The 23,619-nt window shown below is 65.8% G+C and carries 19 protein-coding genes and 1 tRNA gene; 11 read left to right on the top strand and 9 right to left on the bottom strand.

The genetic code is table 11. The annotated features are described in order from the left end of the window. Positions 1-135: 135 nt before the first annotated feature. The 3 genes from FG94_RS25790 to FG94_RS04590 are packed head-to-tail and all read right to left on the bottom strand — an operon-like array spanning position 136 to position 5,786. Positions 136-2,214 carry a discoidin domain-containing protein gene (locus tag FG94_RS25790; protein WP_051996181.1) on the bottom strand — a complete coding sequence of 693 codons (2,079 nt, stop codon included), beginning with the start codon at positions 2,212-2,214 and terminating at the stop codon, positions 136-138. Positions 2,215-2,238: 24 nt separating this feature from the next. Further along, positions 2,239-3,453, bottom strand: coding sequence for a sugar-binding domain-containing protein (locus FG94_RS25785; RefSeq protein ID WP_051996179.1), 1,215 nt, complete (start codon positions 3,451-3,453; stop codon positions 2,239-2,241). Further along, entirely contained in the window at positions 3,450-5,786 is a 2,337-nt protein-coding gene (locus tag FG94_RS04590; protein WP_081925791.1) for a glycoside hydrolase family 2 TIM barrel-domain containing protein, read from the bottom strand. Before FG94_RS04590 ends, FG94_RS25785 begins: the two co-directional genes overlap by 4 nt. 245 nt (positions 5,787-6,031) lie before the next feature. Between FG94_RS04590 and FG94_RS04585 the strand changes: the two genes are divergently transcribed. The 8 genes from FG94_RS04585 (at position 6,032) to FG94_RS04550 (ending at position 14,929) form a co-directional block, all read left to right on the top strand. Continuing rightward, positions 6,032-7,075, top strand: coding sequence for a UDP-glucose--hexose-1-phosphate uridylyltransferase (locus FG94_RS04585; protein WP_036207705.1), 1,044 nt, complete (start codon positions 6,032-6,034; stop codon positions 7,073-7,075). Positions 7,076-7,082: 7 nt separating this feature from the next. Continuing rightward, positions 7,083-8,246 carry a galactokinase gene (gene galK / locus FG94_RS04580; protein WP_036207702.1) on the top strand — a complete coding sequence of 388 codons (1,164 nt, stop codon included), beginning with the start codon at positions 7,083-7,085 and terminating at the stop codon, positions 8,244-8,246. Beyond that, on the top strand, positions 8,243-9,238 hold the full coding sequence (locus FG94_RS04575; RefSeq protein ID WP_036207699.1) for an aldo/keto reductase: 996 nt from the start codon (positions 8,243-8,245) through the stop codon (positions 9,236-9,238). The genes galK and FG94_RS04575 overlap by 4 nt, the downstream gene beginning before the upstream one ends. Before the next feature lie 95 nt (positions 9,239-9,333). Beyond that, on the top strand, positions 9,334-11,460 hold the full coding sequence (locus tag FG94_RS04570; protein ID WP_051996178.1) for a bifunctional diguanylate cyclase/phosphodiesterase: 2,127 nt from the start codon (positions 9,334-9,336) through the stop codon (positions 11,458-11,460). Positions 11,461-11,608: 148 nt separating this feature from the next. Continuing rightward, entirely contained in the window at positions 11,609-12,217 is a 609-nt protein-coding gene (locus FG94_RS04565) for a hypothetical protein (RefSeq protein WP_036207696.1), read from the top strand. A gap of 86 nt (positions 12,218-12,303) precedes the next feature. Beyond that, positions 12,304-12,780 carry a TadE/TadG family type IV pilus assembly protein gene (locus FG94_RS04560; protein ID WP_036207693.1) on the top strand — a complete coding sequence of 159 codons (477 nt, stop codon included), beginning with the start codon at positions 12,304-12,306 and terminating at the stop codon, positions 12,778-12,780. Positions 12,781-12,840: 60 nt separating this feature from the next. Then, positions 12,841-14,340 carry a pilus assembly protein TadG-related protein gene (locus FG94_RS04555; RefSeq protein WP_051996176.1) on the top strand — a complete coding sequence of 500 codons (1,500 nt, stop codon included), beginning with the start codon at positions 12,841-12,843 and terminating at the stop codon, positions 14,338-14,340. Then, positions 14,327-14,929, top strand: coding sequence for a TadE/TadG family type IV pilus assembly protein (locus FG94_RS04550; RefSeq protein WP_229445854.1), 603 nt, complete (start codon positions 14,327-14,329; stop codon positions 14,927-14,929). The genes FG94_RS04555 and FG94_RS04550 overlap by 14 nt, the downstream gene beginning before the upstream one ends. Before the next feature lie 232 nt (positions 14,930-15,161). Here the strand turns inward: FG94_RS04550 and FG94_RS04545 are convergent. The 6 genes from FG94_RS04545 to cysS all read right to left on the bottom strand — a co-directional run bounded on the left by FG94_RS04545 (position 15,162) and on the right by cysS (position 21,278). Then, positions 15,162-15,255, bottom strand: a tRNA-Ser gene (locus FG94_RS04545). A 100-nt stretch (positions 15,256-15,355) separates the two neighbouring features. Beyond that, complete coding sequence (locus FG94_RS04540; protein WP_036207687.1) at positions 15,356-16,603, bottom strand: aspartate kinase; 1,248 nt, start codon at positions 16,601-16,603, stop codon at positions 15,356-15,358. Positions 16,604-16,750: 147 nt separating this feature from the next. Continuing rightward, complete coding sequence (tilS, locus tag FG94_RS04535) at positions 16,751-18,112, bottom strand: tRNA lysidine(34) synthetase TilS (protein ID WP_081925794.1); 1,362 nt, start codon at positions 18,110-18,112, stop codon at positions 16,751-16,753. A gap of 44 nt (positions 18,113-18,156) precedes the next feature. Beyond that, positions 18,157-19,134, bottom strand: a complete 978-nt coding sequence (locus FG94_RS04530; RefSeq protein WP_036207683.1) for an acetyl-CoA carboxylase carboxyltransferase subunit alpha — start codon at positions 19,132-19,134, stop codon at positions 18,157-18,159. Between the two features lie 81 nt (positions 19,135-19,215). Then, positions 19,216-19,863: a DNA-3-methyladenine glycosylase gene (locus tag FG94_RS04525; protein ID WP_036207722.1), complete on the bottom strand. Its 648-nt coding sequence runs from the start codon at positions 19,861-19,863 to the stop codon at positions 19,216-19,218. Between the two features lie 29 nt (positions 19,864-19,892). Further along, positions 19,893-21,278: a cysteine--tRNA ligase gene (cysS, locus tag FG94_RS04520; protein WP_036207680.1), complete on the bottom strand. Its 1,386-nt coding sequence runs from the start codon at positions 21,276-21,278 to the stop codon at positions 19,893-19,895. A gap of 216 nt (positions 21,279-21,494) precedes the next feature. Between cysS and FG94_RS04515 the strand changes: the two genes are divergently transcribed. The 3 genes from FG94_RS04515 to FG94_RS04505 are packed head-to-tail and all read left to right on the top strand — an operon-like array spanning position 21,495 to position 23,534. Then, positions 21,495-22,154, top strand: coding sequence for a peptidylprolyl isomerase (locus FG94_RS04515; protein ID WP_036207678.1), 660 nt, complete (start codon positions 21,495-21,497; stop codon positions 22,152-22,154). 47 nt (positions 22,155-22,201) lie between these two features. After that, entirely contained in the window at positions 22,202-22,693 is a 492-nt protein-coding gene (locus FG94_RS04510; RefSeq protein WP_036207674.1) for a peptidylprolyl isomerase, read from the top strand. 40 nt (positions 22,694-22,733) lie between these two features. Next, entirely contained in the window at positions 22,734-23,534 is an 801-nt protein-coding gene (locus FG94_RS04505; RefSeq protein ID WP_229445853.1) for a UDP-2,3-diacylglucosamine diphosphatase, read from the top strand. The last annotated feature ends 85 nt before the right edge of the window (positions 23,535-23,619 follow it).

Here is a 23,619-nt window from a genome sequence, read left to right as displayed (position 1 = left end):
GTTGTCTCCGTTGGCGTATTTGGTATGGGTTTTGCCTACGACTGCCTGACATGAAAACGATGTCAGCGATGCATCATAAGCCGCTGTCCCATGCAAAAATCGCCACCCCTACAATGACTCATCCAGATGATTTTTTTACGGTCTGCTGCCGCCCCTCGGCCGCCGGTCGTCCATGCCGGCCTCGTCGACGTCGGCGCTGGCCGAGCGCGAGCGGCTGTATTCCACGTCACCCGGCAGGGCCGGTAGCGCCGGCCCCGTGTACGAGACGGCGATGTCGGCAAAAGCGCTGGCGCGGTCCGCGCCGAAGCCGGACAGCGGCACCAGCCGGAGCTGGCGGGCGCTTACGGCCTGGCCAAAGCGCAGCGCCTGCGGATCGAAGCCAGACGCCAGCTCGGTGCGCAGTACTTCGCGCCAGCTCTGGCCATCGTCGCTGACCTGCACCGACAGCTCGCGCACGTCGCCCTCATGGTCGCGGTGGTTCTGGCGCGGCATCAGGACCAGGCCGTCGAAGGGGACCGCCTGGGGAAAGGCGATGGTCAGCGCGCTCTGCGGCCGGGGTGCGCCGGCGGGGGCATTGAGCAGGGCGAAGGTATTCGGGTCGCCATCGACCGCATTGCCGGCGTTCGGCCAGCCGCTGGCCGTGGCGCCGAGCTTTTTCATCACGCGGGTATCGAACAGGACCGACCTGAACGCGGCGGGGGCGACGTCCACCTTCGGTGCGAAGGCGCTGCTGGCCATGTAGTCCAGCACCGAGCGGCGCAGCTGGCGCGCCACCACGCGCTCGTCCAGGCGGTTGGCCAGGTCGGCGGTCGACACCAGCAACCGGCCCTTCCCTACCCGGGCTTCGAACAGCAGGCCCAGCTTGTAGTTGCGGTTCCAGTCGTCGATCGGCTGCACGATGGGCTGCAGCGCACGCGGCAGGCGCCCGAGGTTCATGGCGCGCGCGCCCGCCACCAGTTCCGTCCATTGCCAGTCGTGGTGGGCGGCCGTGGGAAAGCCCGCCAGCGCCGGATGCGCCGTGTCGACCCAGGTACCGAGCATGCGGCCCCAGCCCGGGCTCATCAAGCGGTTCCAGAACACCGGGACGTCCGCCAGCGGCGGCGAACTCCAGTCCAGGTCCGCCTTGGGCGGCATGTACAGCACCTTCGCGCCCTCGGCCAGCAGGCGCTCGGCATCGATCCAGGCATGGGTGACGAACACGCCCGGCGGCGCGGTGGTGTCGACCCGTTCGGGGTAGACCCACAGGTTCCAGTCGTTGGCAATCTGGGTGCCGTCCAGGCCCACCACCAGCCGGTATTCCCGCGGCGCCGCCAGCCGCGAGAGGTCGACGCCGATCCGTCCGAGCAGGGTGTTGGTCCCGGTGGCGACGTCCAGCGCCGGCAGGCGGCCCTCGATCACGGTCTTGCCGGCGCTGTCGACCAGCTTCCACCAGGGCCGGGCCCCGCGCAGGTCGGCGCGGCCGTAGTGGGCGATCTCCACCGGCACTTCCAGCCGCTGCGCGGTGGTGTAGACGCGGCGCTCGAGGCGCGCCAGCGGCACCGTCTCGCCGTTGAAGCGGCGGAAGCCCTCCGGCGTAGCGTAGCCCTTCGGCTCCCAGAAGGCGTCCAGCACCCCGACCAGGGCCGTGCCCTGGCCCAGGTAGTCGTGCAGGTCGAGCATCTGGTAGCCCGAGATGCCGCGCGTGCGCAGCGCCGCTTCGATTTCTTCCTTGTAGCAGGCCAGCTGGAAGGCGCCGGAGGCCAGCGCGAATTCCTGGTTCTTCTCCAGCACGCCCTGCTCGCGCGCCGAGTCGCGGAAGATCTCGTAGTTCCCGGGACGCAGGTAGCCTGTGAACTTGTCGATCATCTTGAAGTCCGGATAGGCGATCCACTGCCCGATCTCGTGGGTGATCACCGGCACCTTGACGTCCTCGAGCGAGGCGGCATAGTCGCGGCCGAACCAGCCGGTCTTGTTGCGCAGGGGCTTGGGGCCGATGCGCTGGACGGCCAGGAAGTCGGTGCCCTGGTCCAGTCCCGGCACCGAGGGTTCGGTATGGCCGGTGCCGTTGGTGTACAGGCGGCGCGGGTCCGTCGCGCGGTAATGGGCGATCCACTTGTCGAAGGCGGCTTTCCAGTTGCCCTTCGGCTCGTTGCTGGGGCTGAACAGCAAGAAGGACGGGTGGTTGCCATAGGTGCGCAGCATGCGCTCGCTTTCCTCGTAGAGCATGGCTTCCATCGGCGTGCCGGGCGAGACCGCGTTCTACATGCCCGGCTCGGCCTGCAGGTAGATCCCGACCTCGTCGGCGGCGGCGAAGGCCGCCTGCGGCGGGTTGTAGGAATGGAAGCGCACGTGGTTGATGCCCCAGGCCTTGTTGATCCTGAAGATGCGCTTCCAGGATTCGACGTCGGTGGGCGGATGGCCGGTGAGCGGAAAACCGCCGCCATCATGGGTGCCGCGGAAAAAAGTCGGCCGGCCATTGACCAGGATGTCCTTGCCCTCGGCCCGGATCTCGACGAAGCCGAAGCGCAGCTGCTGCCGGTCGTCCGCCCCCTCTCCCTGCAGGCGCAGCGCGAGCTTCTGCAGGGCCGGGTTCCATTCGTCCCAGGTCTGCGCATTCTTCGGGTACTGCACCCGGAACTCGGCCTCGCCGCCGGATGCAAGCCAGCGCACCGGGATGCGCCGGCCATTGGCCGTCAGCGTACCGCTGCCAGCCTTGCCGCCGGCATTGCCGATCCGCACCCGCACCAGGGCGCTGCGGTCGCTCACGCGCGGAAAGACCTGGGCGTCGTCGATGTACACCGGCGTGGTGGCGCGCAGTTCGACCTTGCCGACGATGCCGTTCCAGCTCATGCCCTGCGAATCGGAGACGCTGTGCGAATCGGGGCGGTAGTCCATCAGCATGCGGTTGTCGACGCGGACACTGATGCGGTGCCGGCCCGGCGCCAGGAGTCCCAGATCGTAGGCGTGTTCGGCCACCAGGCTGCGGTTGGCGCCCACCTCACGCCCGTCGACCCACAGCGTCGATCCCCAGCGCGGCCGCTCCAGGAACAGCACCACGCGCTTGCCCTTCCACGTGGCCGGCACGTCGATCTCGCGCCCGTACCAGGCGGCGCCGAGGTAGTGGCGTTGCGGCTGGGCCAGGAAGGGCACCTTCACCTTGCCCGGCTGGGCATACGGCAGGTACTGCGCGCGCTGGTGCCAATGCTTGTCGTAGAGGGACAATACCCACGGGGTTTGGGCGCTGATCTCGTCGCCGTAGCCTTGCGCATTCAAGATGCCGGGCAGCCTGATGCTGTCCGGCAGGCTGCGGCCATGCCAGCCCTGCGCCAGGCCCTGGTCCTCGCGATCCAGCGCGAACTGCCAGGCGCCGGACAGGTCGAGCACCTCGGCGGCCTGGCCGAGCGAGCAAGCGCCCCACAGGAGGACGGCCAGCGAGGTGCGCGCGGCGCGCTTCAGGAACATGTCGGTCTTCATGGTGCGAGCCCGCCTGTCAAGTTGCCCGCCTGGGCGCTCAGCTTGGCGCGCGGCCCCTGGACGCGCACCAGCACGCTGGCGATGCCGGCCTCGGTGGACACCGTGGCACTGCCGACGATCTCGCTTCCCGGGCCGGCGGTAAAGGCCACTTCCCGCCCGCTCAGCGGCACCGTGGTTCCGTTGGCGTCGAGCAGGCGGGCACGCACGAACACCAGGTCACCCGCCATCGCAGGCACGCCCATGTCGTCCAGCGCCAGCGCCAGCTTGACCGGCGCGCCGGGGGTGCGCACGCGGTGCTCGGCCACCATGCGCCCGCCGGAATATGCGCGCGCCACCAGTTCGCCGGGCGCGAAGCCGCCGGTATCGAATTCCAGCGGCGGATGCGCCAGGCGCGGATGCGTCGCCGAGGGCAGGCTCTTCTTGCGCCCGACCGGCTTGCCGTTCAGGCGCAGCTCGACTTCCTCGGCATTGCTGAACACGCGTACCCGCGGCATTGAATCGGCCTGCCAGTAGCTGGCGATGAACACCATCGGGCCGCCGCCCCAGCGCGGCGAAGCTTCCTTCGCGTCGCGCTGCGAGCGGAAGAACTCGGCCGAGAACTTGGGCAGGCGCTCGATGCTCAATGCGCCCGACTCTTCGAGGTCCGGCGCGTAGCCGCGCGCGTAGTCGAACATCACCCAGTAGCCGTCGGCGAAGGCCGGGGTGGCGTAGTTGTCGTCATGGGCCTCGGCCACGTTCCTGGCCTGCTGCAGCAGGCGCGTTTCGCCGCTCCCCAGCGCCTGGCGGCTGGAACGGTCGTCGGGTTTCAGGTCGGCCCAGGCGCCCTGGTTGAAGCCCGCGTTCATCGCGTAGTATTCCCAGTCGCCGTATTCGGACACGATCAGCGGCTTGTTCGGCAGTGCATGCTTGCTGCCGATGCGGTGTTGGCGCGCCTGCAGGTAGATGTCATAGGTCTGCGGCACCCAGCCGGCCGAGAAGGCCTGGTCGCCCGGGTATTCGGCATGCACCGTGTCGTGCAGGGCCTGCACCAGCGCGTCCGGCATCCGGCTTTCGTTCAGCGAGCACTCCCAGGCCAGCACGCTCGGGTGGTTGCGGTCGCGCCGGATCATGTCGGCGCAGGTGCGGATCACCTGGCGGGCGAAGGCGGGGTCGGGGTTGTGGAACTGCCAGCCCGGGATCGCCGGCAGCACCATCAGCCCGAGCTCGTCGGCCGCCGCCATGAAGGCGGGCGACTGCGGATAGTGCGACAGCCGCACGTAGTCGAAGCCGTACTTCTTGATCAGGATCGCGTCGCGCACGTCCGCGCTTTCAGACAGGGCGTAGCCGACGTAGGGATATTCCTGGTGCCGGTTCACGCCGCGCAGGTGGACCGGCTCGCCATTGAGCAGCAGCTTGCCGCCCTCGAAGGCCAGGCGGCGCACGCCGATGCGGGTGTTGACCACGTCTTCGCGGCCGGCGGCCGCCACCCTGGTTTCTAGTTGATACAGGTTCGGCGCTTTCGGCGACCACAGCTTCGGCTGCGTGAGTTTCAGCGGGATGCTCACGTGGCGGCGCTCGCCCGCGGCCAGCTGCAGCTGCTGTTCCACCCGCGCCACCTGGCGGCCGCGCCAGGCCAGGGTATGGCGCACGGTCACCGCCTGCACGCTGTTCGAGGTATTGCTGACTTCGGTCTTGACCTGGACCACGGCCGCCTTCTTGTCGGCCTGGGGCGTGGTGACGAAGATGCCGCCGCCGCCCGGCGTATCGGAGAGCATCTCGTCGGTGACGTGCACCGGCGGCTTGATCACGAGCGACACGCCGCGGTAGATGCCGCCGTGCTGGATGTAGTCCAGGTCCTTGAGCGGCTTGGGTCCGGTGATCGGGTTGTCTTCGTTATTCGCGCGCACCACGAGTTCGTTGTCGCCTCCCGCCTGCAGGATGTCGGTGATGTCGAAGGCGAACGGCAGGTAGCCGCCCAGGTGCTGGCCCAGGTGCTTCCCGTTCAGCCAGACGTCCGCCACGTTCATCACGCCCTCGAAGCGCAGGATGACGCGCTCGCCCGGACGCAGCGCGCTCTGGAGCCGCTTCTTGTAGAAGACCGTCCCCTGCCAGGGCGCCGTCGGCACCCGCGGCTCGATGCGCGCGGCATGCGGCAGGTCGACCCGGGTCCAGCCATTGGCGGGGACCTGTTCGATGCCGGCGGCCTGGCGGCTGTCGTCGCGGTGGAACAGCCAGCCCTGGTTCAGGTCGACCGGCGCGGCCTGCGCGGCGGCGAAGGCTGCGAAGCAGGTGACCAGTCCGGCGGCCGCGGCCTTGCGCAGCAGCCCGGCGGCGGCGAAATCGAAAGCAATCATGGTGATGTACGATGAGCAACAAGAACGGGCTGCCAGTCTAGGCATGCCGGAGCGCGCACCGCAAGCGCTATCGGCCCGCCGCCCGAAACACTCACGCCCTTGAGTTTTTCCATCAAGCACTCATGAACATGAGCAATTTGCCAAGCATGCGTTCTTGAAAAGGGAAACCCATTACTATTCGCCATCCTGTCGGCAACGCGCCGCACAAGCATTCCTTGATATCCTAGAACCGAACGAGGCCCTCGATGTTCAATCCCACCGATCATCCTCACCGCCGCTACAACCCGCTCATGGGCGACTGGGTGCTGGTCTCGCCGCACCGCGCCAAGCGCCCGTGGCAGGGCCAGCAGGAAGCGGTCGACCGCGAAGCCAAGCCCGCGCACGACCCCAGCTGCTACCTGTGCGCCGGCAATACCCGCGTCAACGGCGAGAAGAATCCCGACTATACCGGCACCTATGTGTTTACCAACGACTTCGCCGCCCTGATGGCCGATACGCCCGAGGCCACGGCCGGCGACGATCCGCTGTTCCAGTCGATGAGCGCGCGCGGCACCAGCCGCGTCATCTGCTTTTCGCCGGACCACAGCAAGTCGCTGCCCCTGCTCGAGCTGGCGGCGATCGAAGGCGTGGTCGACACCTGGTGCGAGCAGTCCGCGGAACTCGGCCGGCAGCACCGCTGGGTGCAGGTCTTCGAGAACAAGGGCGCCGTGATGGGCTGCTCGAACCCGCACCCGCACGGCCAGATCTGGGCCACCAGCTTCCTGCCCGACCTGCCGGCGACGGAAGACCGCCAGCAGCGCGCGTATTTCGCCGAACAGGGCAAGCCGCTGCTGCTCGACTACGTCGAGCGCGAGGCGGCCGATGGCGAACGCGTGGTCGTCAGTACCTCCCACTGGCTGGCGGTGGTGCCGTACTGGGCCAGCTGGCCCTTCGAGACCCTGCTGCTGCCGCGCCTCCCGGTCAAGCGCCTGGAAGACCTCAACCAGGAACAGCGCGCCGACCTGGCGCTGGCCCTGAAGCGCCTGACGACCCGTTACGACAACCTGTTCCAGACCTCCTTCCCCTACTCGATGGGCTGGCACGGCGCGCCGTATTCGAACGAGGACGCCGCGCCATGGCAGCTGCACGCGCACTTCTACCCGCCCCTGCTGCGCTCGGCCTCGGTGCGCAAGTTCATGGTCGGCTTCGAGATGCTGGCCGAGACCCAGCGCGACCTGACCCCGGAACAGGCGGCCGCCCAGCTGCGCGCCCAGTCCGAAGTGCATTACCTCAACAACCCGTCCACCTGAAAGCACGATGAACGCTACCCCGCTGGCCCGCGCGGCCACCGTTTTCCAGGCCGCCTTCGGCCAGGCTCCCTCGATCCAGGTCCAGGCCCCCGGCCGCGTCAACCTGATCGGCGAACACACCGACTACAACGACGGCCTGGTGCTGCCCTGCGCCATCGACTACCGCACGGTCATCGTGGCGCGCCCCCGCGACGACCGCCAGATACGCGTCGCCGCGGCCGACTATGACGGCGCACTCGACGCCTACTCGCTCGACGCCCCGATCGAACGCCTGGACGCCCCGATGTGGGCCAACTACGTGCGCGGCGTGGTGCGCGATCTGGTGGAGCGCGGCCTGCCCATGCAGGGCATGGACCTGGCCATCGCCGGCGACGTGCCGCAGGGCGCCGGGCTGTCCTCGTCGGCCTCGCTGTCGGTGGCGGTTTGCCGGCTGTTCGCCACCCTGCCCGGCTTCGAGGGCTTGAGCCCGGTCGACATGGCCCTGGTCGCCCAGCGCGCCGAGAACGATTTCGTCGGCACCAAGTGCGGCAACATGGACCAGATCAGTTCGGCCTGCGGCGTGCAGGACCATGCCCTGATGATCGACTGCCGCTCGCTCGAGGTCCGGCCGGTGCCGATCCCGGCGAACGCCGCCATCATGATCTTCAATTCGCATGTCGCGCGCGGCTTGGTCGACAGCGCCTACAACACGCGGCGCGAACAGTGCGAACAGGCGGCCCGCCACTTCGGCCTGCCCGCCCTCCGCGACCTCGACCTGGCCACCCTGGAAACACGCGCCGCCGAGCTCGACCCGATCGTGCTGCGCCGCGCGCGCCACGTCGTGACCGAGAACGCGCGCGTGGAGGCCGCGGCCCAGGCCCTGGCCGCGGGCGACCTGGTACGCATGGGCGAACTGATGGAAGCCTCGCACGCCTCGATGCGCGACGATTTCGAAATCACCGTGCCGGCGATCGACCAGCTGGTCGGCATCGTCAAGTCGGTCATTGGCACGGCCGGCGGTGTGCGCATGACCGGTGGCGGCTTCGGCGGCTGCGTGGTAGCGCTGGTGCCGCACGAACTGGTCGACGCCGCCCGCGAGGCCGTACAACGCGCCTACACCGCGCCGAACGGCGGCAGCGCGACGATCTACGTCTGCCGCGCCGCCGCCGGCGCGGGCGCGATCGCGGCTTGAGCTGGGAAGCCGCTCCCGGGCGCTACGGGTCGCTCCCCTATCGCCGCTGCGGCCGCAGCGGCCTGCGCCTGCCCGCCATCTCGCTCGGCCTGTGGCACAACTTCGGCGGCGGCGACGACCTGGCGCGCCAGCGCGAGATCGTCCGCAGCGCCTTCGACCTCGGCATCACCCACTTCGACCTGGCCAACAACTACGGCCCGCCGCCGGGCTCGGCAGAGAGCAACTTCGGGCGCATCCTCGACCTGGACCTGCGGCCCTACCGCGACGAGATCGTGGTCAGCACCAAGGCCGGCTACACCATGTGGCCCGGGCCCTATGGCGACTGGGGCAGCCGCAAGTACCTGGTCGCCAGCCTCGACCAGAGCCTGACACGCATGGGGCTCGACTACGTCGACATCTTCTACCACCACCGGCCCGACCCAAGCACGCCGATCGAAGAGACCATGGCGGCGCTCGACTACATCGTGCGCAGCGGGCGCGCCCTCTACGCCGGCATCTCGAACTACCCGGGCGAACAGACGCGCCTGGCCGCCGCGGAGCTGCGCCGGCTGGGCACGCCCTGCATCGTCAACCAGTCGCGCTACAGCATGTTCGTGCGCCAGGTGGAGACCGAGCTGCTGCCGGTGCTGGCGCAGGAAGGCATCGGCGCGGTCGCCTTTTCTCCGCTGGCGCAGGGCCTGCTCACCGACCGCTACCTGGGCGATGGGCTGCCGGGCGACTCGCGCGCGGCGGGCAGCGCGGGCTTCCTGCGCAAGGAACATCTCACGGACGAGCGTTTGACTATCTCGCGGGCCTTGAATGCCTTTGCGCAGCAGCGCGAACAGTCGCTGGCGCAACTGGCGCTGCGCTGGGTGCTGCGCCAGCCGGCGCTCACGTCGGCGCTGATCGGCGCGAGCAGGCCCTCGCAGGTCGTCGAGGCGGTGCGGGCGGCCTCGATGCCGGAACTGGCGGTGGCGGACATCGCTGCCGTCGAGGAGATACTGGCCGGATAGTGGCCTGGGCACGGATATCCGTGCCGCCCTGTCATGGACTGGAGCGGCGTGCTACCATCGGTCGTCAACACGATCACTCCGGTCCAGCTGTCATCATGGCTTCCAGCACTGCCGCGGATCTTCAGCGCCGGCTCGACGACCTGCTCGAGCACCTGCCGGCGGGCGTCGTCGTGCATGACGTCGACGGCCGCATCCTGCACGCCAACCGTCTTGCCTGCGAGCTCATCGGGCGCAGCCTGGCGCAGTTGCGCGGCACCCGGTCCGACGGCAAGGCCTGGCAATTGTTTTGTGCCGACGGCAGCCCCATGCAAGCGAAGCAGTTTCCCGTCAATGCCGTGCTGCGTACCGGCCGCCAGCTGTCCCAGCAGGTGCTCGGCATTCGCGACACCGAAGCAGACCCGGTACGCTGGCTGATCTGTAATGCCTATCCGGAACGCGACGAGCAGGGGGTATTGCGCCGGGTGGTCGTGTGCTTCACCGACTGCACCGCGCTGAAGGAGGCCGAGCAAAGCCTGCAGAAATCCGAGGAGCGGCTGCGCCTTGTCCTGCTGGGCTCGACCGATGCCTACTGGGATTACGATCTCGTCGAGAACAAGATCCATTATTCCCAGCGCTGGTGGACCATGCTCGGCTACCAGCCCGGCGAACTCGGCTGCCATACGGACCTGTGGCTGGAGCTGATGCACCCTGAGGACCGGCCCGAGCTGCTTCGCTTCTGGAAGGACTTGCTGGAGGGGGACCGCGAAACCTACAGCGTCGAGTGGCGCCTGCGCCATCATGACGGGCATTACGTGCCGGTGCTGTCGCGCTGTTTCGTCACGCGCGACGCCAGGGGGCGGGCCCTGCGCGTCTCCGGCACCAATACCGACCTCACCGAGCGCAAGCAGGCCGAGCAGCGCATCTATGAGCTCGCCAATTTCGACCACCTCACCGGCCTGCCGAACCGGCGCCTGCTGGTCGAGGAGCTGGACAAGGCGCTGGCGCGCAGCCAGCGCTCGGGCTGTTTCGGGGCCGTGATCTTCCTCGACCTGGACAACTTCAAGCTGCTCAACGACACCATGGGCCATGACTTCGGCGACATGCTGCTGCGCCAGGTGGCGGAACGCCTGCGCCACACAGTGCGCCACTGCGACCAGCTGGCGCGCCTGGGCGGGGACGAATTCGTGCTGGTGCTGGAAGACCTGGCGGAGGAATCCCAGGAGGCGGTCTCCGAGGCCCAGCATGTCGTGGAAAAGCTGCAAAGCTCCCTGGCCCAGCCCTATTACCTGGACGGCAGGCTGTTCCTGAGCACGCCGAGCATGGGCGTTGCGCTGTTCGACGGCGGAGCGACCGATCTCGACACCATCCTCAAGCAGGCCGACCTGGCCATGTACCGTGCCAAGTCGGAGGGACGCAATACGGCGCGCTTTTTTGACCCCGGCATGCAGGCCTCGGCCGAGCACCAGGTGGCGCTCGAGCACGCCCTGCGCGAAGGCTTGTCGGCGCACGAGTTCGTGCTGTACTGCCAGCCGCAGTTCTCCAGCGCTGGCCGCCTGGTCGGCGCCGAGGTGCTGGTGCGCTGGCGCCGCGCCGACGGCGCGCTGCTCGTCCCCAACGACTTCATCGGCGTGGCGGAATCCTCGGGCCTGATCGTGCCGCTGGGCCAGTACGTGCTCGATGAAAGCTGCCGCGCCCTGGCACGCTGGCGCGCCGACCGCACGCTCGGCCAACTCGAGCTTGCGGTCAACATCAGCGCGCACCAGCTGCACAGTGCCGATTTCACCGGGCGCGTGGCCGGCGCCTTGCTCGATACCGGCGCACCTCCCGACAAGCTGTGCCTGGAGCTGACCGAAAGCGTGCTGGCCCACAACGTTGCCGAGGTCATCGAGCGGATGCGCACGCTATGCAAGCAGGGCGTACATTTTTCGCTGGACGATTTCGGCACCGGTTACTCCTCGCTCGCCTACCTCAAGCGCTTCCCCTTGAGCGCCCTGAAGATCGACCGCTCCTTCGTGCACGACGTGCATCTCGATCCGGATGCCGCACCAATCGTCGAAGCCATCATCGCCCTGGCACGCAAGCTCAAGCTCGACATCGTGGCCGAGGGGGTCGAGCATGAGGCGCAGCGCAGCTTCCTGGTCGGCGGGGGCTGTGGAACGCTGCAGGGCTACCTGCTGGGCCGGCCCGTGCCGATCTGGGAGTTCGAACGAACCTACAGCAACGCCGGGATCGGCCACGCCTGAGCGGCCCCGTGCCCTGCTGACGCAGCTCAATTCTCCGATAGCTTTTATTGCGGAAAGAATTCCCAGGGGCCAGACTGGAGGAATCACCCTTCAGCGGCCGGGTCGACGCAGCCTGGCCTGTTCCCGGATCGACCGCGAGAGGTCATGCATGGTGTCCTACGACGCGCAGCCGACGCAACAAGCCGACAATTCCTTCATCATCCTGGTCTTCTCCCTGGCAGGATGGGCGCTTCTCGAAGCATGGGCCATCATCGTGGGAGCAAGCTGGTACGCCCATGCGCTCAATGCGCTGCCGGGATCGATCCTGACCGTCCTTGCGCTGCCGCGCACCGCGGCCGGGACGCCGGGCAAGGCGGGGGAAGCAAAGCCTGCGTCCAGAGGCCTGGCCTGGGCGCTGCTGCCCGTCCTGTTCCTGTTTCTGCTCGGCGCGCTCCTCGGCATCCTGTTCCTGACCGGCGCCCTGGTCCTGTTCGGATTGCTGGCCGCATGCCTGTGCTTTGCGCCATGGCCACGCTTGGCGTTCACCCGCGACCACGTTTTCCTGTGCAGCGCCACTGCATTGAGCGGCTTGTTTCTCCCGATCGCGCTGGCTTACCCGGACGTCAATGTCATGCTGTTTCCGCTGGGCTGCTGGGTATTCTGGATATGCGCCTGCTGCGCCTTGCTGGTCAGGGCCGACAAGCGGCGCCGCGCCGAGCGCCGGGCGAAGGCCGGACGCGACGATGTTGCGACCCAGCCTGCTGCCGCCAAGTCATGATGTGTTGGCGCAATGTCCTATGTCAATTGCCTCAAAAATTCGGTGTCTAGAATCGAGACAGGCTAAGGGCTCTGGGAAGGAAAGCGATGAAAACGTGGCCGCGGCTGTTCCGCAAGACGGAAAAGGGAAGTGTTGCCGTCGAAATGGCACTCATTCTGCCTCTTTTCGTCATGCTTCTCACCTTGATGGTGTTTTTCGCGCGCATCTTCTGGGCTTACAGTGCAACGCAGAAGGCTGCGCACGATGCCGCGCGATTTCTCTCGACGGCCACGCAAGCTGAAATACGAACGACTGGAGGGGGATTCAACGAGGCGCGCTATCCGGCGGTCGCCCGGTGGATAGCGCAGCAGGAGCTGATGGACATCGTCCCTTGGGCAGACGGAATAACAATATTGCCTGTATGCGACGACGGACCATGCAACGCCACTCGACCGGCTACCGTTCGTGTCAGGGTGGAAGTCGCCCTTCGCAACGATATGTTCCCCGATTTGATTGCACTGTATCTGGGTAACTCCGACATCTCCTTGAAAAGCAAGGTGGTCATCCCTTACCCAGGGCGATAGCTGCATGTCTGAAGTCGAAGCCAGGGTGTTCAGGCACGCGCCCAGGGCCAGGAGAGACGTATGGAAGTGGACCAAAATACATCACGCGGCGTGGGGAGGCGACCTGGCGCTCCGCGACCTCCCGCTCGCGAGGGCGGAGCGATCGCCATCATGTTCGCGGGAGCGCTCGTCGTCATCATCGCCTTCTTCGTGCTGGCCCTCGACCTCTCCCGCGTCCACAATCGCACGATGGAGCTGCAGAACCTGGCCGATGTGGCCGCGTTGGCAGCCGCGAATGAGCTCGACGGAACCGAACAGGGAATCCAGCGTGCGCTGGACGCGGTGACGACCGCCATGTCGATCTCGGAATGGGAGGCCAGCTACCAGTACGGCAAGAAGCGAGTGGGATCGCTGGAACGCGCCATCACATTCGGGAGCAGCCCGGGGGGACCCTGGCGAGGCGCGGCGGAGGCAAAGGAAGACGCCGAGGCATTACTGTTCGTGAAAGTGGACACGCGCGACCTCGATGCCGGCTACGGCAAGGTACAAGCTTCTTTCTTGCATGTATTCGCAAGCGCCGATATCGCGACTTCCAGCGTCCGTGCAATCGCGGGACGCTCCGCGATCAGCGTGACACCGCTGGGTATTTGCGCCATGCGCGATGAGGCGCGCCGCGATCACAACGGCGAACTCGAGGAACACGGTTTTCGGCGCGGCATCAGTTACAACTTGCTGGACCTTAACCGGCCCGGGTCGACCGCCGGACAGACCTTCACGGTCAATCCCCTGCCGGGCACTGCGCCCATCACCAATGTCGATACCCTTGCTCCCTTCGTGTGCACAGGCACGATGGCGATGACCAGGCTGACAGGCGGGAAAGTGGTCGTGTCATCTTCATTCCCGATTTCCAGCCTTTACTACCATCTGAATTCGCGCTTCGGTTCCTACAGCACCACGCCGCGGATCCCGTGTGACGCCCGTACGGCGCCAGCCGATGCGAACATCAAGGAATATACCTACGACGGCGGCTCGCCATGGATGAGCGTACAACCGGAGGGACAAGCGGCAAAACGCCTGGAGACCACGGAACGACGGTGGACGATCGCGGGACCGGACAGCGCGCCCACCGGCACCACGGCCGCCCACTGGGGGCCGCTGTGGTCGTACGCCAAGGCGGTGAAGTATGAATCGTACGAGGACCTGGGCGATCCGGAACCGGCGGGGGGTTATGCCACGTTCGACACCGCGGCGTGGGAGACCCTGTATGCCGGCAAGCCGAGACCTTCCACGGCCACGCCCTATCCGTCCGATGCGACCACGCCCACGCCGTATTCATACAAGAGCGGCTCAATCTTCTACAAGGCGCTGGGGGGGACGAACAAGACGATCCGGGGCCGGCGCGTCTTGAACCTTCCCCTGCTGGCTTGCCCCGTCACCGACAACAAAGCAAGCGTACTCGGCATAGGCAAGTTCTTCATGACCAGGACGGCGACCGCCACCTCCCTTTACGGAGAATTCGCCGGGCTGGTTCCCGAGCAGACGCTAGGAGCGAAGGTCGAGCTATATCATGACAACAACTAAGCAAACCCGCATGTGTTACCGGTCACCGGTGAAGCAAGTTGGCGGTGCCGCGGTGGAATTCGCCCTGGTGGGGCTGATCTTCTTCATCCTGTTTTTCGGCATTGTCGAGCTTGCACGGGCGATGTACCTCTGCAATACGCTGCAGGAAGTGACGCGCCGGGCCGCGGCGCTGGCCGTGAATACGGACTTCAGCAACGAGGGCGCCATGCAGGATGTACGTGAGCAGGCAATTTTCCGGACTACGCCGGGCGTTCTGTTGATGGGCGATCCCATCTCGGATCGGCACGTCAAGATCGACTACCTGCACCTTCCGGCGAACTCCAACATTCCCGTATCGCTCGGGACGGTTTTGCCCGCGAATCCGCTGGAGAACCGCGTCAACTGCGCACAGGACATGGAGGGTGCACGCTGCATTCGTCTGGTGCGGGTTCGCATCTGCATGCCCGGTGGAGGGGCGGATGAGTGCGACGCCGTGCCTTACGTGCCCTTGTTCTCGCTGATTCCGTTTTCGTTTGCGCTGCCGTTTTCGACGACGATTGCGACGGTGGAGGGGTTGGGGATGCCGGTGGGGGTGCCGTGTGAGTGTTAAGGCGGCCGCGTGTACGCAAGCCTTTTTAAAGTGGGGACAGGACGCGAGCTGCGCTCGCGGGGCGCCCGCGGTGCGGGCGCAAAGTGGGATTCACCCACGTTCCGCGGGCCGCGGTTGCGCGAGTACGCGCAACCCTTCGAATCCCACGCGGAGAGCGCGCAGGCGCTCTCCTCGCCTCCGCCGACGCTACAAATAAAAAAGCCACCTTGCGGTGGCTTTCTTATTTATAACTTGGCGGAGGCGGTGGGATTCGAACCCACGATACAGGTTTAAGCCCATATGCTTCCTTAGCAGGGAAGTGCCTTCGGCCACTCGGCCACGCCTCCAATCAGTTCCGACTTGTGTGTCAGTCAGCGCTGAGTGCACGCATCTTAAGGGCTGGTGCACGTTGCGTCAAGGACGCACGCCCAAAAATTTTGAAAATTGTTAAGCTTGCTCGAGGTTAAAAGCCTTGTGCAGGGCGCGCACGGCCAGTTCCATGTATTTCTCGTCGATCAGCACCGAGATCTTGATCTCCGAGGTCGAGATCATCATGATGTTGATGCCCTCTTCCGACAGCGTGCGGAACATCTGCGAGGCCACGCCGACGTGGCTGCGCATGCCGACGCCCACGGCCGACACCTTCGACACTTTCGCATCGCCCAGGATCTTGGCCGCGCCCAGCGCCTCGCGCTGCTCTTCCAGCACGCCCATCGCCCTCGCGTAGTCGCCGCGCGAGACGGTGAAGGTGAAGTCGGTCTTGCCGTCCACCGACTGGTTCTGGATGATCATGTCGACTTCGACATTTGCTTCGGCGATCGGGCCCAGGATGTGGAAGGCCACGCCCGGCTTGTCCGGCACGCCCAGGACGGTGATCTTGGCTTCATCGCGATTGAAGGCGATACCGGAGATGACGGCTTGTTCCATGTTGCTTTCTTCCTCAAACGAAATCAGGGTGCCGGACTTCGCTTCTTCGTCCAGCGGCATCAGGGGATCGGTCAGCGACGACAGCACGCGCGTCGGGACCTGGTAGTTACCTGCGAATTCGACCGAACGCGTCTGCAGCACTTTCGAGCCCAGCGAGGCCAGTTCGAGCATTTCCTCGAAGGTGATCTTGTTCAGGCGGCGCGCCTCGTGCACCACGCGCGGGTCGGTCGTGTACACGCCGTCGACGTCGGTGTAGATCAGGCATTCGTCGGCCTTCAGCGCGGCGGCGATCGCCACGGCCGAGGTGTCCGAACCGCCACGGCCCAGCGTCGAGATGTTGCCATCCTCGTCCATGCCCTGGAAACCCGTGATGATGACGATCTTGCCGGCTTCGAGATCACCGCGCACACGGGTGTCGTCGATCGACTGGATGCGCGCCTTGGTGAACGAGGAATCGGTGCGGATGCCCGCCTGCCAGCCGGTGTACGAGACCGCGTCCTTGCCGATGGCCAGCAGCGCCATCGCCAGGAGACCCACCGAGACCTGCTCGCCGGTCGAGGCAATCATGTCCAGTTCGCGCGGGTCCGGTTGCGGCATGATTTCCTTGGCCAGCGCGATCAGGCGGTTGGTTTCACCGGACATCGCGGAAGGCACCACGACGATCTGGTGGCCGGCATCATGCCACTTCGCCACGCGGGCCGCGACATTCTTGATACGGTCCGTCGAGCCCATCGACGTCCCGCCATACTTGTGGACAATTAAAGCCATATCAGGGAGGGTTCCAGCTTGTTGAAAGATCAAAAGGGGACCCTTACTCTAGCATGCTGCAGCGCAGTATCACAAGACGGTCGGGAGAAAAAGCTATACGAAAACAAAATAAAGTAATACCGTTTTCGTATAGAAACAAAAACAAGTCTAGACAGCTTGGGGCACCCAGCGCAGTGCGATGCGCTCGCCCTGCCCCGCACTCAGATGGCGGCAATCCATGCCGATGCCGGCGGCAAACAGCAGCTCGCGGTCCGCCCACACCAGCGGCGCACGCTCGCGCTCCCAGCTTGGCACGCCGAGGGCCTGGTAATGCGCCTTTAGTCCACGGCTGGGACGGTTGGCGGCGGGCTTGAGGCGCTCCCCGCCTTGGCGGAAGTCGATGGTGAGGAGCTGGCTGCGCAGCCAGGCCGGATCGAATCCTTCTGGCGCGTCCTCGAAATGGAGGGCGCCGCCATAGGCAGGAAAGTCCAGCGCGGCCTCCCCGTTCCAGCGGAAGCGCTGGCCCTCCTTGACCAGGACACCGATATCGTCGGGGTCGCGCATGCCGGCAAGCTCCGGCAGCTTCGGTGTGAGGTAGAGCTTGCCGCGGTGGCGGCGGATATCGCAGCCCGGGTGCGTCACTTTCAATTGCGCATCCTCGCGCGCCGAGAACAGCTGGGACACCATCTCGGCCAGCCAGGCGGTCGAGGGCATCGCCAGGCCGCGCACATGGAACAGGTGGCGCAGCATGTTGTCGGCGCGGTCGCGGCTGAGTTTCTGCACGCGCGACAAGTCAATCGCTTCGCCTTCGAGGCAGGCGGCCAGGTCCTGCTCCGCGACTTCATCCAGGATGCGCTGGGCCGACTGCACGTGGGCCGCCCCGCGCGCCAGCCGCGCCTGGTAACCCGGGAAGCTGGCTGCCAGCGCCGGCATCACCGCGTGGCGCAAGGCGTTGCGGGCATAGCGCGGATCGCTGTTCGATTCATCCTCGACCCACGCCAGGCCTTCGGCACGCACGTAGTCTTCGAGCTGGGCGCGCGACAGCGGCAGCAGCGGACGCGCCATGACCAGTTCCGGGTCGCCCAGCATGCCGGGCGCGCGGTTGGCCGCATCCATGCCCGACAGCCCGGCCGGGCCGGAGCCGCGCAGCAGCTGGAGCAGGACCGTCTCGGCCTGGTCGTCGAGGTGGTGGGCGGTGAGCAGGAGCGGCACGCCGTGGGCGACGCACATCTCGCCCAGCGCGCGGTAGCGCAGCCTGCGTGAGGCCGACTCGATGCCGTCCTTGCCCTTGACGACCTCGACATGGCGGCTGTCGAAGGCGATGCCGAGCGCCGCGCAGGCCTCACGGCAATGCGCCAGCCAGGCATCGGCATTCGGGCTCAGCCCGTGATGGACGTGGAAGGCATGCAGGACGATGCCCTGCTCGGCAGCCCAGGCATGGGCAAGCCGCAGCAGGGCCATCGAGTCGAGGCCGCCGCTGCAGGCAAGCGCAATGGAGGTGGGGGTAAACGACTCGCGCAGGCCGTGCATGGCCTGCGCGAAGGTCACCGGAACTTGTCCGGTACGGGTGGAACTCACTCTTCGCGCGGCAGTGTTTCCTTGAACTTGCCGTAAGCCATCAGCTTTGCGTGACGGGCGTCGAGCAGGTCCTTGGTCTTCATGCCCTGGAACTGGCGCAGGGTATCGGCCAGTGCGCGCTTGAGCAGCTGCGCCATCTGCTTCGGATCGCGGTGCGCGCCGCCGAGCGGCTCGTTGACGATCTTGTCGATCAGGCCGATGGCCTTCAGGCGGTGCGCGGTCAGGCCCAGGGCGTCGGCGGCGTCGCTGGCGCGCTCCGAGGTCTTCCACAGGATCGAGGCGCAGCCTTCCGGCGAGATCACCGAATAGGTCGAATACTGCAGCATCAGCACCGCGTCGCCCACGGCGATCGCCAGCGCGCCGCCCGAACCGCCTTCGCCGATGATGGTGGCGATCAGCGGCACTTTCAGCTCGGCCATCACGTACAAATTGTGGCCGATCGCTTCCGACTGGCCGCGCTCTTCGGCGTCGATGCCCGGGAAGGCGCCCGGGGTATCGACGAAGGTGAAGATCGGCAGGCCGAATTTTTCCGCCAGCTTCATCAGGCGCATGGCCTTGCGGTAGCCTTCCGGACGCGGCATGCCAAAGTTGCGCATCGCGCGTTCCTTGGTGTCGCGGCCCTTCTGGTGGCCGATGACCATGCAGGCCTGGCCGTTGAAGCGGGCCAGGCCGCCGATGATCGACTGGTCGTCGGCAAAGCTGCGGTCGCCGTGCAGTTCGTGGAAGTCGGTGAAGATCGCGTTCACGTAGTCCATCGTATACGGACGCTGCGGGTGACGGGCGATCTGCGACACCTGCCACGGGGTCAGCTTGGCGTAGATGTCCTTGGTGAGCTGCTGGCTCTTCTTGGCCAGGCGGTCGATCTCTTCCGAGATGTCGACGGCGGAATCGTCTTGCACGAAACGCAGCTCTTCAATCTTGGAATCCAGCTCGGCGATCGGCTGCTCAAAATTGAGGAAAGTTGTTTTAGTCATTGTACCTCCGGATTATTTCGTGGCCGCAGCGTTTCCGTTCGCGCAGCATGCACCGGGCCTCGTGGGCCCCTGTTGTGGGCGTTATTCTACCGTACCCGAACCGGATACCGGATCGAGACTACGCCATAAATACCAGGTTGCCACCGTACGCCAGGGCTCCCAGTTCGCCGCCACTTCGCGCGCATCGCTGCGAGAAACAGGTTCGCCAGAGAAATAATTCTGGCTGATTCCCTGGATCAGGCCGGGATCGTCGAGCGGCAGCACGTTTGGACGGAGCAGATTAAATATCAAAAACATCTCCGCTGTCCAGCGGCTGATGCCGCGGATCTGGACCAGTTCGGCGATGACGGCCTCGTCGTCCATCTGCGACCACAGGTCGGCATGGACGCGCTTGGCCTTGAAACTGTCGGCCAGGTCGAGGATGTATTCGGTCTTGCGCTTGGACAGTCCGCAGCCGGCCAGCTCGACGGCGCCGGCCTTGAGCACCTGGGCCGGCGAGAGCTTCGGGCAGGTGGCCAGCAGCCTGGCCCAGGCGGCGTCGGCCGCCTTCGGCGTCACCTGCTGGCCCACGATCGAACGTGCCAGCGTGGTAAAGGGGTCGGGCTGGCCACGCAGGTGCAGATCGCCGATCTGGGGGATCAGCTTGGCCATGATGCGGTCGCGCGCGATCAGCGCGGCCTTCGCTTCCGCCCAGTAGATCGGGACGGCGAGCTCTCCCTGCGGCTCCATGGCCGCGGATGTGTCCTTGTCGGCGGCCATTATGCGCGGCGCCAGGTCGTCGTTCCGTCCGGCTTGTCTTCCAGGATGATCCCGGCGGCAGTCAGTTCGGCGCGGATGGCGTCCGCTTCCGCAAAGTTGCGGGCTTTCTTGGCGGCGGCGCGGCGCGCGATCGCGTCATCGATGCTCGCGTCCCCGCCTTCGCTGCCGCCTTGCAGGAAGGCTTGCGGCGCCCGTTCGAGGATGCCCAGCACGCCGGCCAGCGCCTTGAGCTGGCGCGCGGCATCCAGCGACTTGCTGCGGTTGACTTCGCTCGCCAGGTCGAACAGCTCGGCCACGGCCAGCGGCGTGTTGAAGTCGTCGTCCATCGCTTCGCGGAAGCGCACGGCGTGGGCTTCGTCCCAGTTCACGGCCGGCTGCTCCTTATCGATGTCGACCGTCGACAGCGCCGTGTACAGGCGGGTCAGCGCGCCCTTGGCGTCGTCGATGTGGGCATCCGAATAGTTCAGCGGGCTGCGGTAGTGGGCGCGCAGGATGAAGAAGCGGACGACTTCGGCGTCGTACTTCTTGAGCACGTCGCGGATGGTGAAGAAGTTGCCCAGCGACTTGGACATCTTCTCGTTGTCCACGCGCACGAAGCCGTTGTGGATCCAGTAGTTGACCATGTTGCCGCCGAACGCGCCTTCCGATTGGGCGATCTCGTTCTCGTGGTGCGGGAACTGCAGGTCGGCGCCGCCGCCATGGATGTCGAAATGCTGGCCCAGGGTGGCGCAGGACATGGCCGAGCACTCGATGTGCCAGCCCGGACGGCCCTTGCCCCACTTGGAGTCCCACTTGGCCTCGGCCGGCTCCGTCTCCTTGGCGGCCTTCCACAGCACGAAGTCGAGCGGGTCGCGCTTGCCGCTGTTGACGTCGACGCGCTCGCCGGCGCGCAGGTCGTCGAGCGACTTGCCGGACAGCTTGCCGTAGCCTTCGAAGCCGCGCACGGCGTAGTTCACGTCGCCGTCCTCGCTCCGGTAGGCGAGGCCCTTGGCTTCGAGCTGCTCGATGATCGACAGCATCTGCGGCACGTACTCGGTGGCGCGCGGCACCACGGTCGGCGGCAGCATGCCCAGGGCGCCGATGTCCTCGTCCATGTACTTCACGTTGCGCTCGACCAGCTGGCCGATAGTCTCGCCGTTCTCGACGGCGCGCTTGATGATCTTGTCGTCGATGTCGGTGATGTTGCGGACGTACTTGACCTCATAGCCCGAGGCCATCAGCCAGCGATAGATCACGTCGAAAGCCATCATCATCCGCGCGTGACCGATGTGGCAGTAGTCGTACACGGTCATGCCGCACACATACATGCCGACCTTGCCGGCTTCCATCGGGACAAATACCTGCTTGTCACGCGCGAGCGTGTTGTAAATCTTGAGTTGGCTCATGGGTGTATTCTGGTGAGGGAGAGGATCGGAGCTGAAACTGCGGCGCGTCGAGATCGTCTATACCCTCGGGTGTTGTTCTTCTTTGATAGAATGGGACGTTCTGCGCAAAGTATAGCATTGTTAAAATCCCGGCTGGCCGCATATGGTTCAGCTTTATTTTTCGGGAAAACACTTGACACCGCATTGCGCGGTATCCATCAGAGGAGAGCCCAGACAATGACCACCGCCTTCCGCCGTTTGCTGCTCAAGGGCATCGCCCTGGGCGCCGGCGCCCTGCTCCTTTCCGGCGCCGCCTCGGGCGCGCCGCAAGAAACGACCACCGACGCTCCCCAGGATGCCGCGCCCGCCGCGCCGGTCGTCAAGGGTCCGCAGGTGTCGATCAAGACCACGATGGGCGACATCGTGGTCCAGCTCGACGAGGAACGGGCGCCGAAGACAGTGGCCAACTTCATGCAGTACGTAAAGCAGGGATTCTACAAGGGCACCATCTTCCACCGGGTGATCGACGGCTTCATGATCCAGGCCGGCGGCATGAACGAGAAGTTCGAGGGCCGCAAGACCAACAAGCCGGTCAAGAACGAATCGAATAACGGCCTGTCGAACCAGCCGTACACCATCGCGATGGCGCGCGAAGACCACCCGGACTCGGCCACCTCGCAGTTCTTCATCAACGTCGCCGACAATTCGGGCATCGACCATCCGTTCTACAAAGGCTCGGGCTATACCGTCTTCGGCAAGGTCGTGAAGGGTCAGGAAGTCGTGGACAAGATCAAGGGCGTGATGGTGGACGACGTGCGCGGCATGCAGAACGTGCCGGTGACGCCGATCTTCATTAAGTCAGTAAGCGTGCTCAAGGGCGACAAGCTTGTAAAATAGCGGATGCGTTTGCCGCATTAACAATAACCAACTCAACAGGACAGCACATGACCAGCGTTCGCATGACCACCAATATGGGCAACATCACCGTCGAACTGGATGCCGACAAGGCCCCGAAGACCGTTGCCAACTTTATCGACTACGTCAACAAGGGTCATTTCAGCAACACCATCTTCCACCGCGTGATCAAGGACTTCATGATCCAGGGTGGCGGCTTCGAGCCGGGCATGAAGCAAAAGCCGACCGACGCGACCGTCGAGAACGAAGCCAAGAACGGCCTGAAGAACGACAAGTACACCATCGCCATGGCCCGCACCTCGGCGCCGCACTCGGCATCGGCCCAGTTCTTCATCAACACCAAGGACAATGCCTTCCTGAACTATCCAGGCCAGGACGGCTGGGGCTACGCCGTGTTCGGCAAGGTCACCGAAGGCCAGGACATCGTCGACCAGATCAACGGCGTGAAGACCACCCGCAGCGGCATGCACTCGGACGTGCCGGTCGATCCGGTCGTCATCGAGAAGGTCGAAGTCATCTGATGAAGCACGTGCGCCGGGGCCTGCAACACCCGTCAGCTCAGTGATCACCCCCGTGACCACGCCCGCGCGCACGTACGCGCTGTTCATCTCGGACCTGCACCTGCAGGTCTCGCATCCACGCACGGCCGAAGCCTTCTTCCGCTTCCTGGCGGAGCGTGCGATCCATGCCGAGCGGCTCTACCTGCTCGGCGATATCTTCGAATACTGGGCCGGCGACGACGACGTCGACGAGCCTTTCCACCAGCAGGTCCTTGGCGCCATCCGCGCCGTGAGCGACGCCGGCACCGCCGTCTACTGGCTGGCCGGCAACCGCGATTTCCTGGTCGGGCCGGGCTTTGCCGAAGCGGCCGGGCTCAGCCTGCTGGAAGAGCCGCATGTGATCAGTGCCGGCGGAAAACGCATCGCCCTGGTGCACGGCGACGCCCAATGCACCGCCGACCTCAAGTACATGGCCTTCCGCGCCCAGGTGCGCGACCGCGCATGGCAGCAGCAGTTCCTCGGCATGCCCCTGGCCCAGCGCAAGGCGATCATCGCCGGGCTGCGCGAAGGCAGCCGCGAGGCGCAGGCCGGCAAATCCTACGAGATCATGGATGTGACGCCCTCGAGCGTGGAGGCGCTTTTCGATTCGGCGCAGGCCTCGGTCATCATCCATGGCCACACGCACCGGCCGGCCGTGCATGAGACCGGCGGCAGGCTGCGCTACGTGCTGCCGGACTGGGAGCTGGACGCGGAGCCGCGGCGCGGCGGGGGGGTGGAGCTGGGCCACCAGTGGCCCCGCCCCCCCCCCGATTTACCGGACTTCATCGAGCAGCTCTGGGGGCTTGCCCCGCACCCGCAATAGCTTCACCCCGGCCGCCGGCGCCTTTGCCCCGCCCGGCTCGAAGCCGTGTCCTTTTCCACATCCCCGAGCCACCGGACAAGGACAA

The sequence above is a fragment of the Massilia sp. LC238 genome (assembly GCF_000735635.1).
GTDB lineage: Bacteria > Pseudomonadota > Gammaproteobacteria > Burkholderiales > Burkholderiaceae_D > Telluria > Telluria varians.
Note: the sequence above shows the minus strand (reverse complement) of the source record. Positions and strands in the feature narration are given on the sequence as shown.

Coding starts and splice junctions, on each gene's coding strand:
- FG94_RS25790 (WP_051996181.1), bottom strand. CDS start 2,214: ATGGAAGCCATGCTCTACGAGGAAAGCGAGCGCATGCTGCGCACCTAT.
- FG94_RS25785 (WP_051996179.1), bottom strand. CDS start 3,453: ATGAAGACCGACATGTTCCTGAAGCGCGCCGCGCGCACCTCGCTGGCC.
- FG94_RS04590 (WP_081925791.1), bottom strand. CDS start 5,786: ATGATTGCTTTCGATTTCGCCGCCGCCGGGCTGCTGCGCAAGGCCGCG.
- FG94_RS04585 (WP_036207705.1), top strand. CDS start 6,032: ATGTTCAATCCCACCGATCATCCTCACCGCCGCTACAACCCGCTCATG.
- galK (WP_036207702.1), top strand. CDS start 7,083: ATGAACGCTACCCCGCTGGCCCGCGCGGCCACCGTTTTCCAGGCCGCC.
- FG94_RS04570 (WP_051996178.1), top strand. CDS start 9,334: ATGGCTTCCAGCACTGCCGCGGATCTTCAGCGCCGGCTCGACGACCTG.
- FG94_RS04565 (WP_036207696.1), top strand. CDS start 11,609: ATGGTGTCCTACGACGCGCAGCCGACGCAACAAGCCGACAATTCCTTC.
- FG94_RS04560 (WP_036207693.1), top strand. CDS start 12,304: ATGAAAACGTGGCCGCGGCTGTTCCGCAAGACGGAAAAGGGAAGTGTT.
- FG94_RS04555 (WP_051996176.1), top strand. CDS start 12,841: ATGGAAGTGGACCAAAATACATCACGCGGCGTGGGGAGGCGACCTGGC.
- FG94_RS04550 (WP_229445854.1), top strand. CDS start 14,327: ATGACAACAACTAAGCAAACCCGCATGTGTTACCGGTCACCGGTGAAG.
- FG94_RS04540 (WP_036207687.1), bottom strand. CDS start 16,603: ATGGCTTTAATTGTCCACAAGTATGGCGGGACGTCGATGGGCTCGACG.
- tilS (WP_081925794.1), bottom strand. CDS start 18,112: ATGCACGGCCTGCGCGAGTCGTTTACCCCCACCTCCATTGCGCTTGCC.
- FG94_RS04530 (WP_036207683.1), bottom strand. CDS start 19,134: ATGACTAAAACAACTTTCCTCAATTTTGAGCAGCCGATCGCCGAGCTG.
- FG94_RS04525 (WP_036207722.1), bottom strand. CDS start 19,863: ATGGAGCCGCAGGGAGAGCTCGCCGTCCCGATCTACTGGGCGGAAGCG.
- cysS (WP_036207680.1), bottom strand. CDS start 21,278: ATGAGCCAACTCAAGATTTACAACACGCTCGCGCGTGACAAGCAGGTA.
- FG94_RS04515 (WP_036207678.1), top strand. CDS start 21,495: ATGACCACCGCCTTCCGCCGTTTGCTGCTCAAGGGCATCGCCCTGGGC.
- FG94_RS04510 (WP_036207674.1), top strand. CDS start 22,202: ATGACCAGCGTTCGCATGACCACCAATATGGGCAACATCACCGTCGAA.